A 13,148-nucleotide genomic window follows, 5' to 3' on the forward strand; every position below is an offset into this window, starting at 1 on the left:
GAACCGTCCGAAGGCGGTCAGCCGGACTGCCCCGCACGGTCGTGACCGGCTCACGTGTGTCGGCAGCCTGCCGGCGCGCGGCACCGTCGAGGCACACGGAGCCGAGCCGCCCGGGGTGTCCCGTGCTGCCAGCTCCCGCAGGGAGAGGCACCCGCCGATCATGAACGTCGTCCGCCGCAGCGCCGCGGCCCTGGCAGCCACCGCCGTGATCGGCGCGGCCGCGCCCGCCGTGGCCGCATCCCCGTCCCCGTCCGTGGCGATACCCGATGGCCTGTACGGCACCGCCGACCCGACGTACGACGGCGTCTGGCGACAGTCGCTGGCGCTGCTCGCACAGCACACCGTGGGTGTGAAGCCTGCCGCGAAGGCGGTGGACTGGCTGCTGGGCCAGCAGTGCGCGAACGGGGCCTACGCGGCGTTCCGTCCGGATGCGGCGAAGGCCTGCGACGCCAAGCTCATGGTCGACACGAACAGCACGGCAGCCGCCGTCCAGTCCCTCGCCGCGCTCGGCGGCCACGACGCCGAGGCCGGCAAGGCGGTCGGCTGGCTGAAGTCCGTGCAGAACAAGGACGGCGGCTGGGGCTACTCGCCTGGCGGAGCGAGCGACGCGAACTCGACGTCCGTCGTCATCGGCGCGCTGACCGCCGTCGGCGAGCAGCCCGCGCAGGTCGTCAAGGGCGGCAAGTCGCCCTACGACGCCCTGTTGAAGCTCGTTCTCCCCTGCGACGGGGACGGCGCGGGCGCCTTCGCCTTCCAGCCGGACAAGAAGGGCAAGCTGTCCGCCAACGCGGACGCGACGGCGGCGGCCGTGGTGGGCGCGCTCGGCAAGGGACTGGCCGGGGACGCCGTGAAGCCGGCCGGAACCGCCGTGGCGTGCAAGGGTGCGGACGGCCGCGAGCAGGCGGCGCGCAACGGCGCCGCGTATCTCGTCAAGGCCCTGGCCAAGGACAGGCACCTGACGTCGACGCTCCCCGGCGCCAAGGACCAGCCCGACTACGGCAACACGGCCGACGCGGTCCTCGCCCTCGCGACCGCCGGTCAGGGCGACAAGGCGGCCGACGCCCTGCGCTGGCTGGAGGGCAACTCCCGGGCGTGGGCGAAGCAGGGCGGACCGGCCGCGTACGCGCAGCTGATCCTCGCCGCGCACGCGGAGAGCGCCGACGTGCGCGACTTCGGCGGCCAGGATCTGGTCTCGCTCCTCAACGCGACCGGTCCGAAGCCCGCCTCCGTCCCCGCGTCCGCCGCCCCCACCGGGCACTCGGACCAGGCGGATCGCAAGGACGACTCCGGCGAATCGGGCGTCAGTGTCTGGTGGATCATCGGCGTGGGCCTCGTCGGCGGTATCGGCATCGGCTTCCTGATCAGCGGCCGTAACAAGAGGCGACAGCCGTGATACGGCGCTGCGCGCTGCTCCTCACCGCGCTGCTCCTGACCCTGGCCGGCGGCGGCCAGGCACAGGCCGTCGGCTACCGCTACTGGTCGTTCTGGGACCACGACGCCGGTCACTGGACCTACGCCACCCAGGGCCCCGCCACCACCAGCCCCGACGACGGCGCCGTCCAGGGCTTCCGCTTCTCGGTGAGTGAGGACTCCGGCGACTCGGCGAAGCCGCGCGGGACGGCGTCGTTCCCGGTGATCTGCGCGCGGACCCCGGCGCGGGACGGCATGAAGCGCGTGGCTCTCGTCATCGACTTCGGTACGGCGGCGGACGCCCCGTCCGGCGAGACGCCGCCGGTGCGTCGTACGGCCTGCGCGCGGGTGTCGTCCGACGGGACGACGGCGGAGGCGCTGGCGTCGGTGGCGAAGCCGCTGCGGTACGACACCAACGCCCTGTTGTGCGCGATCGCGGGGTATCCCCACAAGGGGTGCGGGGAACAGGCCTCCGGCGGGAAGAAGCCGACGGCTGCCGCGAGTTCGGCGAAGTCCGGGGAGAAGGAGGGCGGGCCGGCCGTGGGGCTGTTCGCGGGGGCCGGGGCTGTCGCGCTGCTCGGTGCGGCAGCCGTGTGGCAGACACGGCGACGCAGGCATGGCTAGTGCCCCGGCAGGCAACGTTCGCCGTGTGCTGCACCCCGGTGCCTGGTGGCTGTGGTCCCTGGGCCTCGGCACCGCGGCCACCCGCACCACCAACCCCCTCCTCCTGGCCCTGCTCATCGCGACGTCCGCCTACGTCGTCGCCACCTGCCGCACCCAGGCCCCCTGGTCCCGCTCCTACTCCGCCTTCCTCAGGCTCGCCCTCGCCGTCCTCGTCATCCGCCTCTTCTTCGCGGTGGCCCTCGGCTCCCCCATCCCCGGCACCCACGTGATCGTCACCCTCCCCGAACTCCCCCTCCCCCACTGGGCGCAGGGCATCCGGCTGGGCGGCAAGGTCACCGCCGAATCACTCACCTTCGCCTTCTACGACGGCCTGAAGCTGGCCACGCTGCTCATCTGCGTGGGCGCCGCGAACGCCCTCGCCAACCCGTCCCGTCTGCTGAAGTCCCTCCCGGGCGCGCTGTACGAGACCGGCGTCGCGGTGGTCGTCGCCCTCACCTTCGCGCCGCACCTCATCGCCGACGTCCAGCGTCTGCGCGCCGCCCGTCGCCTGCGTGGCCGCCCCGACAGCGGCCTGCGCGGTCTGCTGCAGGTCGGACTTCCGGTGCTGGAGGGCGCGTTGGAGCGTTCCGTCGCCCTGGCCGCCGCGATGGACGCCCGCGGTTACGGCCGCAGCGCCGAGGTCGCGACCGGCGTACGCCGGACCACCGGGGCTCTCACCCTCGGCGGACTGCTCGGGGTCTGCGCGGGAACGTACGGGCTGCTGACCGCCGAAGGCGGCACCTACGGGCTGCCGCTGCTGCTCGCCGGGGTCGCCGCGGCGCTGGCGGGGCTGCGGCTGGGCGGCCGTCGCAGCCTGCGCACCCGGTACCGCCCGGACCGGTGGGACCTGCGCGCCTGGCTGGTCGCGGGGTCCGGTGCCGCGGTCGCCGCGCTGCTGACCCTCGCCGCCGCGGACGATCCACAGGCCCTGCACCCCGGTGTCGTCCCGCTCGTCGCCCCCGCTCTCCCGCTGTGGCCGGCGGCAGCCGTGCTGCTCGGTCTGCTGCCTGCCTTCGTCGCACCCAAGGAGCCGTCGTGATCCGCTTCGAGGATGTGTCCGTGACCTACGACGGGGCGGCCGAACCCACCGTTCGGGGCGTGGACTTCGAGGTGCCGGAGGGCGAACTGGTGCTGCTGGTGGGCCCGTCCGGGGTCGGCAAGTCGACGGTCCTGGGTACCGTCAGCGGGCTCGTCCCGCACTTCACGGGCGGCACGCTCAGGGGCCGCGTCACGGTGGCGGGACGTGACACCCGCACCCACAAACCGCGCGAACTCGCGGACGTCGTGGGCACGGTGGGGCAGGACCCGCTGTCCCACTTCGTGACGGACACCGTCGAGGACGAACTCGCTTACGGAATGGAGTCGCTGGGGCTGGCGCCGGACGTGATGCGGCGCCGTGTCGAGGAGATCCTCGACCTGCTCGGCCTGGCCGATCTCCGCGACCGCCCCATCGCCACCCTGTCAGGCGGCCAGCAGCAGCGCGTCGCCATCGGCTCGGTCCTCACCCCGCACCCCAAGGTCCTGGTCCTCGACGAACCGACCTCGGCCCTCGACCCCGCGGCCGCCGAGGAGGTCCTCGCCGTCCTCCAACGTCTGGTCCACGACCTCGGCACGACCGTACTGCTGGCGGAACACCGCCTGGAACGCGTCATCCAGTACGCCGACCTGGTCGCCGTCCTGCCCGCCCCCGGGATGGCACCCGTGCTCGGCACGCCGGCCGAGATGATGGCCGTATCCCCGGTGTACCCCCCTGTGGTCGCCCTCGGCCGGCTGGCCGAATGGACCCCGTTGCCGCTGACGGTGCGCGACGCGCGGCGCCGGGCGGGGGATCTCCGGGAGCGGCTGACCGAGCAGCGGACACAGACCGCGCCAGACGGCCCGAAGCATGGGGTGACTGTGGCAGACGGCCCGAAGCACGAGGCGAGCGTGGCAGACGGCCCGAAGCACGGGGCGACCGTGGCAGACGGTCCTGAACATGAGGTGCCCAGCGCCGCGGCGAAGGACACGGACCCGCCTCGGTGGCCCTTCCTCGCCCGCAGACGCACGAGTGTCCGCTCGGCGGTCGCGTCCCCGACTCCCGCCCCCACCGCGGAAGTTCGCGGCCTGTCCGTGCGCCGCGCCCGGGTCGACGCCCTCCGGCACGTCGATCTCGCCGTCTCCCCCGGCGAGACGGTCGCTCTCATGGGGCGCAACGGGGCCGGCAAGTCGACGCTGCTCAGCACACTCGTCGGGCTGGTCGAGCCGTCCGCCGGAACGGTCCGGGTCGGCGGTGTCGTCCCCCACCGCACGGCGCCCCCGGACCTCGTTCGCCGCGTGGGCCTGGTACCCCAGGAGCCCCGCGACCTCCTCTACGCCGACACGGTCGCCGGCGAGTGCGCGGCGGCCGACCGGGACGCCCGGGCAAAACCGGGCACCTGCCGGTCACTGGTGTCAAAGCTGCTTCCGGGTATCACCGACGACATCCATCCGCGGGACCTCTCCGAGGGCCAGTGCCTCACGCTCGCCCTGGCCGTGGTGCTGACCGCGCGGCCACCCCTGCTGCTCCTCGACGAGCCGACCCGCGGCCTGGACTACGCGGCGAAGGCCCGCCTGGTGACCGTGTTGCGCGCTCTGGCCGCCGAGGCGCACACGATCGTCCTGGCCACGCACGATGTGGAGCTGGCCGCCGAACTCGCCCACCGGGTGGTGCTGCTGGCCGACGGCGAGGTGATCGCCGACGGCCCGATGGCCGACGTGGTCGTCTCGTCCCCGTCCTTCGCCCCGCAGATCACCAAGATCCTGGCCCCGCAGAAGTGGCTCACCGTCACCCAGGTCCGGGAGGCACTCGCATGACCGGGAGCCCGGCGGCCAGGGCCATCCGCCTCGGCCCACGATCCATCACCGCCCTCGTCCTCGTCAGCGCCGTCGGTGTCGTCGGCTTCGGCTGGCCCTTCCTCGCCCCGCCGGCCTCGCAGCTGAGCGCGCATGCGCAGGACGCGCCCTGGCTGTTCGCGGGACTGCTGGTGCTGCTGGTCGCCGTGGTGGCGGCGACGATCTCCGAGTCGGGCCTCGGACCGAAGGCGGTCGCCATGCTGGGCGTGCTCGCGGCGACCGGGGCCGCGCTGCGTCCGCTCGGCGCCGGAACCGCGGGCATCGAGCCGATGTTCTTCCTGATGGTGCTGAGCGGGCGGGTGCTCGGCCCCGGCTTCGGCTACACCCTCGGCTCGCTCACCATGTTCGCGTCCGCGCTGCTCACGGGCGGGGTGGGCCCATGGATGCCGTTCCAGATGCTGGCGATGGGATGGTTCACGATGGGGGCCGGGCTGCTGCCCGGCCCGGACCGGCTCCGGGGGCGGGGCGAACTCGCCCTCCTCGCCGTCTACGGCTTCCTCGCCGCCTTCGCCTACGGCACGCTCCTGAACCTGGCCGGCTGGCCCTTCATAGGCGCGCTCGCCTCCGGCATCGCCTTCGACCCGCACGCCGCCGTCCCCGCCAATCTGGCCCGGTTCCTCGCGTACTGCACGGCCACCTCGCTGGGCTGGGACCTGGGCCGGGCCACGGTCACCGTGCTCCTGACGCTCAGCCTCGGCCCGGCCGTACTCAGGGCGCTACGCAGAGCCACCCGACGGGCGTCGTTCGAGACCGCGGTCACATTCGAGTCCTGTTGACCGGTGAACCACCACACATGACCCACATCACCCACTAACTGCCCTAGTAGTGCATATCGGGCCCCATGTCCACGCCATAAGAGCCTCTGACCTGCACTTTGAGAGCCAGGTCACACCACCCCCACCTCCCCCACATACGACCACAACTAGCAAATAGGGTCATTGCGGACGCCCTCCGAGCCTGTTTCTCTGGATGACGTCGCACGGCGCCGACGAGCCCCAGGGCCTCGGCGCCGACGCATGCCCCTCGGGGCAGCACGCGACACCCTGTCCCCGAAGAAAAGGTTCCTCGTGCCCGTCTCCCGCATCGCCCGCACCCTCGCGTCCCCGAAGAAGGCCCTCGCCTCCGCCGCCGTGGCTGCCGCCACCGCCGGCCTGGTGCTGACCGCGGCTCCCGCTCACGCCGCGACCGCCAACTCGGCCGCAGGTGCCCAGACGATCGCGCACAAGATGATCCCGAGCGCGGCCCAGTACAACGCCTTCAGCAAGATCGTGGAGCACGAGAGCGGCTGGAACGTCACCGCCACCAACTCCTCCTCCGGCGCCTACGGCCTGGTCCAGGCTCTGCCCGGCTCGAAGATGGCCTCCGCCGGAGCGGACTGGAAGACCAGTGCCAAGACCCAGATCAAGTGGGGTCTGGACTACATGAACTCCCGCTACGGCAGCCCGACCGGCGCCTGGGCCTTCTGGCAGGCCAACGGCTGGTACTGAGCCACACCGAACCAAGCCACGCCGAGCCGGGCCACACAGGCCTGACGACGCCCGCAAGACCGAAGGCGGCGGCCCCGATCCCCGGGCCGCCGCCTTCGCCATGCCCTCGGGTCCCAGGTTCCGGCCCCGCCCCCAACCCCTGCCCCCGCCCCTGCCCCTGCCCCTGCCCCTGGGCGCGGCCTCCCCGCGCCCGGATCACCCCCGTACGCCGTCGAAGAACCGCACCACCTGCGGTGCCGACGTCGCGAACCCGCCGAAGTGGTCCACGGCTCCCTGGTCCACCACCCGCACCTTCGCCCCCTGGCCGGCGAGAGCGCGGGCGCAGGTGCGGGTGTTGCCGATGGGGACATCGGTGTCGTTGTCCGCCGTGTACAGCCGCACCGGCACATCCGGTTTCCAGTCGCAGGCGTGGTCGGCCGAGCGCATCGCGGTGAGCAGCGGGCCCGTCGGATGCCGCAGACGCTCGTAGAAGGCCGGTGTGAGCAGTCGCTTCACCGAGGGCGCGAGACCCCTGACCACGTCCTCCTCCTGGTGACGCCCGTCGAAGAGGCCCGCCACGCGGCTCGCGTAGGGCGCGCGGAAGACCTCCGCCGGGTTCTTGTACAGGTGATGCAGCCTGTTCTGCGCCACCAGCCAGTACGAGATGTAGAGGACGCCGCTCGTGTCGTTGACCCGCCCGTCGAACAGGGCCGGCATCTCCTGGCCCTCCAGGTCGTACGGCCCGCTCACCGGGGCCAGCGCCTTCAGCCGGAAGTGCCGGTCGGCGCCCGATCGCAGCGCCTTGCCGAGCGCCATCGCGACCTGACCACCCTGCGAGAAGCCGGTCGCGTACACGTCCCCGGTGAGCGGGCGGCCGAGCCGGTCCGCGGCCGTGCGGGCGGCGCGCAGCATGTCGACGGAGGCCGTCACCGACGAGGCGGTGTCCATGTAGGGGTGCAGCCCCGGGCCCCTGCCGAGGCCGAGATAGTCGGGGGCGGCCACCGCGCGGCCGGCGCTCGCGTTCAGATAGGACGGGATGCGGCCGAAGTCCTCGCCCACGGAGGGTGCGTAGTCCCGGTGGACCATCGTGCCGTGCGTGTCGGAGACGAGGTCGAGCCGGTGGGCGCCGCCCTTGGGGAGCGTGAGCAGGCCCGTCGCGGTCGTGGGTTTCCCGTGCGGGTCCACCGTCCGGTACGTCAGACGGTACGCCCGCACTCCGTACCGTACGGGACCTGCGGCGACGTCCCGCGCGGTCAGGAACGTCCTGACCTGCGCGGCGTCATGATCCGCGACCAATGTGACGGAGACCGGCTCGCCGCGTCGCGGCTGGTGCGTCTGCCCGCCTGCGGCCACGGCAGGGGCGACGGCGAGCCCGGCGAGCAGCAGGGCCGCCGCTCCGGCGAGTCCTCGCCGGGTCCGCCAACTGGTCCTTGTTTCCTGGGATTTGCACGTCTCATCACTCATGTCCCCGACGCTACGGACGCGCACCGCACGCCGACATCCGAGACTCCCCCGCGTCCGTGGTGGACTTGAGTGCACCCAGCCCGTCCGGCCACCCGGAGACTCGATGAGCGAACAGAGCAGCAGCACCGGCACCGGCACACCGCCGGACGACCCTCACGAGACACGCGGACTGCGACTGGTGGTCGTGCTGTTGGGGCTCACCGTGGTCAGCGGTCTGATCGACGCCGTGAGCTATCTGGGACTCGGACACGTCTTCACCGCGAACATGACCGGCAACGTGGTGGTGCTGGGCTTCGCCGCCGCCGGCGCGCCGGGCTTCTCCGTGCCGCACACGGCGACCTCCCTTTGCTGTTTCCTGCTGGGCGCGGTGGCCGGCGGGCGGGTGGCGCGGTGGCGGGGCGAGGGGTCGCGCCGTACCTGGGCCCGGCTCGTCCTGGCCGCGGAGGCGGCCCTGGTGGGCGCCTCGGCGGTGGCCGCGTTCGCCGCGCCGCACGCCACCGCCGGCGACTACGCCCTGATCGCCCTCACCGCCTTCGCGATGGGCCTGCGCAACGCCACGGTTCGCAAGCTCGGCATCCCCGACCTCACCACGACCGTCCTCACGATGACCCTGACGGGGCTCGCCTCCGACTCCCGCGCGGGCGGCGGCTCGGGCCACCGCTCCCCGCGCCGCTCGGCCTCCGTCGTGGCGATGGCCGGCGGGGCCTGGCTCGGCGCATGGCTGGTGATCCACCACGGCCTGGGCATTCCGCTGCTGGTCGCGGCGGTGGCGACGGGAGTGCTGGCGGTGGTGGCCTCGGGGCGGGAGTAGCGCCGTACGTCAGCCGGGGTCGGCCGGGATGCGATGGTCCGGCCGGCCGTCCTTGGCGAGGATCGAGTGGTCGTGGGCGACCGCCCGGTACAGCCGCATACCGGAGTCGCCGTGTACGTCGTCGAGCGTCCAGACCCTTCCGCCGTGCCGCCGGGACCGGCGGGAGAACACCTCGATCGCACGCTCGGCGTCCGGGCCCGCCACGGCCCCGGCGACCGCGGCCATGTACACCCCCTGCCCCGTCCCGATCGGCGCCGACGAGTCGAAGACCGAGACTGCCACCTCGGGCCGCACGGCGATATTGCGGGAATGCAGGGCCCCCGGCGACGACACCCAGAAGAACTCGCGGCACCCCTCGTGGGCGAAGTAGACGGGCGAACTCCACGGCCGCCCGTCCTCATCGGCGGTGGCGAGGACCATGTACAGGTTCGCGTCGACGATGCCGCGCACGATGTCACCGCGGTCCGTGCCGGAACTCATCTCACCGGCTCCTGCGGTAGGAGAGGGAGAAGTCCCGCTCCCACGCGGCCGACTCGCCACGAGCGATCTCCCAGGCGCCGCGGATGGTGTCGCCGTCCTCGCTCACGTACCCGACGTACCGCTGCCGGAAGCTCAGCGGCGAGAAGTCCGGGCTCTCGCGCAGCAGTTGCCACACCCCCTCGTCGAAGGTCATGGCATACAGCCGTACGACGCCCCGCGAGTCGTAGTAGTGCTGCGTGCAGCCGCCCGTCTCCGGGTCGACCGCGATGATCGCCAAGCCGTCCGGTGCCGGGTTCGGCGCCTCCGTCCGCTGGACCAGGAACTGCCCGTCCAAGGTCCACTCGAACACGCTGCGCCCGGGAGGCACCCCCATCCCCGGGAACTCGGCCTCCACCACCCACTCGCCGACCAGGACGTCCAGCCGTTTCAGGGATTCCTGCCGTGCCGCCGCATCCACCACGCTCACCTCCATGTCCTCCATCACACAGAGGGAGACGGCGGTGGCGCGCGAAACTCATCGGTCCGCGAGCCGCAACCTCGCCGTGCACAGGCCGGTCTCCCCGGCCTGCCGCGTCCGATTGCCCAGCGTCTCGCCCTCCGGGGCCTGCGGCACACGAACCTCGAACCCCAGGCTCCGCAGGAACCCCAGCCCCGGCTCCCACTGTCCCGGGCACGTGGCGGCCACCGTCCGCATCCCGCGCCCGGCCGCCTCCTCGATCAGGCGGCCCGCGACGCTCGCGCCCAGCCCCTCACGCCGGGCCTGGGGGGCAACGAGAAACATCCCCACCGAACAGCTCCCGGCATCGGGATGCCTGTCCACGACATCGACCAGGCCGACGATCCTCTCGCCCCTGCACATCACCAGCAGGCGCTTCTGGTCGAAGTCCGCGCCGTCGGGAAGGGCGTAGTACAGGCTCTGCACATCCCCCGGGAGAGCCGGACTGCCGGTCGCGGCGACGAAGTAGTCCTCGCAGGACGCGAACAGGGCGGTCACGCCCGGCTCGTCCTTTGGCCGCAGCTCACGCACCGTCATCCCGTCCACGGTCCAGCGCCTCCCAACGTCTCATCTCACGCACTCGAACCACACCGTCTTACCACCCCCGGCCGCCGGACCCACACCCCATTTGTCGACCACGGCGTCGAGCAGCACGAGCCCGCGCCCGCCCTCCGCCTCCAGCGACAACTCAGCTGAAACACAAGGCAGTTGAGGACAGCTGTCCGCCACCTCCACCCTGACTCCCGCCGCCGACCGCAACAGCAGCAGCACACAGCGCCGGTCCGGAACATGGCGTACGACGTTGGCGACCAGTTCGGTCACACCGAGCTCCACGGCGTCGGTCAGCTCCGCCAGCTCCCACTCGTCGAGCAGCGAGCGGACGATACGGCGGATGTGCCGGGCGGAGTGTTCGCCTGCGGTGAGGCTCAGGCGGTAGGTGGGGGGAAGTAGAGGTTCACAGGACGAGCGTGACGTGCCACAACTACTCTGGGCTACGGGGCGAATACAACACGTCCCGAAGTGGACGGAGTTGGTTGCACAGAGAGGGCCGTGCGTGACCCACATCAACATCCTCGACCCGGGGGCCTCGCCGCTCGATTACTACGGCTATGAGCTGCGGCGGCATCGAGAGGCGGCCGGGCTGACGCAACGGCAGCTCGGGGACATCGTCAACTACACCGGATCGCTGGTTGGACAGATCGAGACTGCCCGGAAGCTGCCGACGCGGGAGTTCAGCGAGCGCTCGGATGCGGCGCTGGGGACGGGCGGGGCGCTGTCGCGGCTCGTCGAGTTGGTGATGCGGAGTCAACTGCCGGGGTGGTTCCGGCAGGTGGCGGAGCTGGAGGCGCGGGCCACAGAGATCTGCACCTTCCACACGCACCTGGTCCACGGCCTCCTGCAGACCAAGACGTACGCACGCGCCGTGCTCGGGGCACTGGACCGGACCGACCTTGAGGACCGCACCGCCGTACGGCTCGCACGTCAGCGAATCTTCCAGAAGGAAGAGCCACCGGTCTTCTGGGCCGTGATCAGTGAGGCCGCACTGCGCCAGGAGATCGGCGGTCCGGAAGTCGTGCGAGGCCAACTGGCACAACTGTTGTCCTTCGAAGAGAACCCCCGGATCAACATCCAGATCCTGCCGTTCTCAGCCGGGGTGCACGCGGGACTACAGGGCTCGTTCGACCTCTTCCGCTTCGCGAGCGATCCGGCCATCGTCTATACCGAAAGCTATGGCAGCGGGCATCCAACCGCGAATCCGGACACCATCAAGGACTGTTCGCTCCGTTACGATCATCTGCGGGCCGCCGCACTCTCCCTCACGGACACGGCGGAGCTGATCCGGCGAGTGATGGAGGAACGCTATGGAGAACCACGCGACTCAGTGGCGTAAGTCCAGCTACAGCAGCGACCAGGGCGGCAATTGCATCGAGTGCACCCTGCTCGGCCCTGTCGCCTGGCGTAAGTCCAGCTATAGCGGCGACCAGGGCGGCTCATGCGTCGAATGCGCGCCGCTCGGCCAACTGGCCTGGCGAAAGTCCACGCACAGCAGTGACCAGGGCGGCCAGTGCGTCGAAATCGCCCAAACCCCCTGCCCCGCCATCGCCGTCCGCGATTCAAAGACCCCCGCCGGGCCGGTGCTCTCGTTCCGGCCCGACGCGTTCCGTCAGTTCGTCGCTTGGGGCGCGTCTACAGCCGTTGGATGATGGTCCCGGTGGCCAGGCCGCCGCCCGCGCACATGGTGATGAGCGCGAACTCCTTGTCCGTGCGCTCCAGTTCATTAAGCGCCGTCGTGATGAGCCGCGCTCCCGTCGCCCCCACGGGATGCCCGAGCGCGATCGCACCGCCGTTGACGTTGACCTTCTCCAGGTCCTGCTCGAAGACCTGGGCCCAGCTCAACACCACTGAGGCGAAGGCCTCGTTGATCTCGACGACGTCGATGTCCCTCAGCGTCATCCCGGCCTTGCCCAGCACAGTGCGCGTCGCGTCGATCGGACCGTCGAGGTGGAAGTGCGGGTCGGCGCCGACCAACGCCTGTGCCACGATCCGCGCCCGTGGCTTCAGCTTCAGCGCCCGCGCCATCCGCTTCGAGGCCCACATGATGGCCGCCGCGCCGTCAGAGATCTGCGACGAGTTGCCGGCCGTATGGATCGCCGTCGGCATGACCGGCTTCAGGCCCGCCAGCGCCTCCATCGACGTGTCGCGCAGCCCCTCGTCCCGGTCGACGAGTCGCCACATGCCCTGCCCGGCACGCTGCTCGTCCTCGGTGGTGGGCACCTGGACGGCGAACGTCTCCTTCTTGAAGCGCTCCTCCGCCCAGGCGACCGCGGCCCGTTCCTGCGAGATGAGGCCGAGTGAGTCGACGTTCTCGCGCGTCAGCCCGCGATGACGGGCGATACGCTCCGCCGCCTCGAACTGGTTCGGCAGGTCCACGTTCCACTCGTCGGGGAACGGCTTGCCCGGCCCGTGCTTCGATCCCGACCCCAGCGGCACCCGCGACATCGCCTCGACGCCGCACGAGATACCGACGTCGATGACGCCGGCCGCGATCATGTTGGCGGTCATGTGCGAGGCCTGCTGCGAGGAACCGCACTGGCAGTCGACCGTCGTCGCCGCCGTCTCGTACGGCAGACCCATCGTGAGCCAGGCCGTGCGCGCGGGGTTCATGGACTGTTCGCCGGCATGCGTCACCGTGCCGCCGACGATCTGTTCGACCGCGTCGGCGGGGATGCCGGTGCGGCCGAGGAGTTCACGGTAGGTCTCGCCCAGGAGGTAGGCGGGATGCAGGTTGGCGAGCGCTCCGCCGCGCCTGCCGATGGGAGTACGTACGGCCTCGACGATCACGGGTTCCGCGGCCATGGGGGGATCCTCTCCTCCGGTACCCGCGCGGCGCGGGGGCGTCCCGGCCGGCCCCGCCACGCTGAACTAGTACGTGTTCTAGTTCCTTGTGCAGTCTGCTGACAGCTCAACCACAACCGCAAGGGTTGTG

At 71.6% G+C, this 13,148-nt stretch carries 15 protein-coding genes; 9 read left to right on the forward strand and 6 right to left on the reverse strand.

The window, feature by feature from the left end; all coding sequences use genetic code 11:
* Nucleotides 1-160 precede the first annotated feature (160 nt).
* The 6 genes from OOK07_RS12475 (at nt 161) to OOK07_RS12500 (ending at nt 6,431) form a co-directional block, all read left to right on the forward strand.
* The gene (locus OOK07_RS12475; protein ID WP_266679790.1) at nt 161-1,393 is read left to right on the forward strand and encodes an SCO2321 family membrane protein; all 1,233 of its coding nucleotides are present in this window, start codon (nt 161-163) and stop codon (nt 1,391-1,393) included.
* Entirely contained in the window at nt 1,390-2,034 is a 645-nt protein-coding gene (locus OOK07_RS12480; protein WP_266796431.1) for an SCO2322 family protein, read from the forward strand. The genes OOK07_RS12475 and OOK07_RS12480 overlap by 4 nt, the downstream gene beginning before the upstream one ends.
* Nucleotides 2,027-3,112 (forward strand): energy-coupling factor transporter transmembrane component T, encoded by a 1,086-nt coding sequence (locus OOK07_RS12485; protein WP_266796433.1) that lies wholly within the window; start codon nt 2,027-2,029, stop codon nt 3,110-3,112. Before OOK07_RS12480 ends, OOK07_RS12485 begins: the two co-directional genes overlap by 8 nt.
* A complete protein-coding gene (locus OOK07_RS12490) occupies nt 3,109-4,905 on the forward strand; it encodes an ABC transporter ATP-binding protein (RefSeq protein ID WP_266796435.1) in 1,797 nt (598 codons plus the stop codon). Before OOK07_RS12485 ends, OOK07_RS12490 begins: the two co-directional genes overlap by 4 nt.
* A complete protein-coding gene (locus tag OOK07_RS12495; protein ID WP_266679798.1) occupies nt 4,902-5,720 on the forward strand; it encodes an ECF transporter S component in 819 nt (272 codons plus the stop codon). The genes OOK07_RS12490 and OOK07_RS12495 overlap by 4 nt, the downstream gene beginning before the upstream one ends.
* 291 nt (nt 5,721-6,011) lie before the next feature.
* Nucleotides 6,012-6,431, forward strand: coding sequence for an aggregation-promoting factor C-terminal-like domain-containing protein (locus tag OOK07_RS12500; protein WP_266683483.1), 420 nt, complete (start codon nt 6,012-6,014; stop codon nt 6,429-6,431).
* Nucleotides 6,432-6,626: 195 nt separating this feature from the next.
* Here OOK07_RS12500 and OOK07_RS12505 read toward each other — a convergent pair whose 3' ends face one another.
* On the reverse strand, nt 6,627-7,874 hold the full coding sequence (locus tag OOK07_RS12505; protein WP_266796438.1) for an alpha/beta hydrolase family protein: 1,248 nt from the start codon (nt 7,872-7,874) through the stop codon (nt 6,627-6,629).
* Nucleotides 7,875-7,977: 103 nt separating this feature from the next.
* Here OOK07_RS12505 and OOK07_RS12510 point away from each other — a divergent pair, with 103 nt between their 5' ends.
* Nucleotides 7,978-8,685, forward strand: coding sequence for a YoaK family protein (locus OOK07_RS12510; RefSeq protein WP_266679802.1), 708 nt, complete (start codon nt 7,978-7,980; stop codon nt 8,683-8,685).
* A gap of 9 nt (nt 8,686-8,694) precedes the next feature.
* Here OOK07_RS12510 and OOK07_RS12515 read toward each other — a convergent pair whose 3' ends face one another.
* Genes OOK07_RS12515 through OOK07_RS12530 form a run of 4 tightly spaced genes read right to left on the reverse strand, consistent with a single transcriptional unit; the run spans nt 8,695 to nt 10,591 of the window.
* Nucleotides 8,695-9,165: a pyridoxamine 5'-phosphate oxidase family protein gene (locus tag OOK07_RS12515; protein ID WP_266796440.1), complete on the reverse strand. Its 471-nt coding sequence runs from the start codon at nt 9,163-9,165 to the stop codon at nt 8,695-8,697.
* Nucleotide 9,166: 1 nt separating this feature from the next.
* Nucleotides 9,167-9,646 (reverse strand): hypothetical protein, encoded by a 480-nt coding sequence (locus OOK07_RS12520; protein WP_266796442.1) that lies wholly within the window; start codon nt 9,644-9,646, stop codon nt 9,167-9,169.
* Between the two features lie 33 nt (nt 9,647-9,679).
* The gene (locus OOK07_RS12525; protein WP_266679808.1) at nt 9,680-10,198 is read right to left on the reverse strand and encodes a GNAT family N-acetyltransferase; all 519 of its coding nucleotides are present in this window, start codon (nt 10,196-10,198) and stop codon (nt 9,680-9,682) included.
* 30 nt (nt 10,199-10,228) lie between these two features.
* The gene (locus OOK07_RS12530) at nt 10,229-10,591 is read right to left on the reverse strand and encodes an ATP-binding protein (RefSeq protein ID WP_266801930.1); all 363 of its coding nucleotides are present in this window, start codon (nt 10,589-10,591) and stop codon (nt 10,229-10,231) included.
* Between the two features lie 124 nt (nt 10,592-10,715).
* On the opposite strand from OOK07_RS12530, the gene OOK07_RS12535 reads away from it, so the two are divergent.
* A complete protein-coding gene (locus OOK07_RS12535; RefSeq protein WP_266796443.1) occupies nt 10,716-11,552 on the forward strand; it encodes a helix-turn-helix domain-containing protein in 837 nt (278 codons plus the stop codon).
* On the forward strand, nt 11,524-11,865 hold the full coding sequence (locus OOK07_RS12540; protein ID WP_266679814.1) for a DUF397 domain-containing protein: 342 nt from the start codon (nt 11,524-11,526) through the stop codon (nt 11,863-11,865). The genes OOK07_RS12535 and OOK07_RS12540 overlap by 29 nt, the downstream gene beginning before the upstream one ends.
* On the opposite strand, the gene OOK07_RS12545 is transcribed toward OOK07_RS12540, so the two are convergent.
* Nucleotides 11,849-13,018: a steroid 3-ketoacyl-CoA thiolase gene (locus tag OOK07_RS12545; RefSeq protein WP_266796445.1), complete on the reverse strand. Its 1,170-nt coding sequence runs from the start codon at nt 13,016-13,018 to the stop codon at nt 11,849-11,851. The genes OOK07_RS12540 and OOK07_RS12545 overlap by 17 nt on opposite strands.
* Nucleotides 13,019-13,148: the final 130 nt, after the last annotated feature.

The sequence above is a fragment of the Streptomyces sp. NBC_00078 genome (assembly GCF_026343335.1).
Classification (GTDB): Bacteria; Actinomycetota; Actinomycetes; order Streptomycetales; family Streptomycetaceae; genus Streptomyces.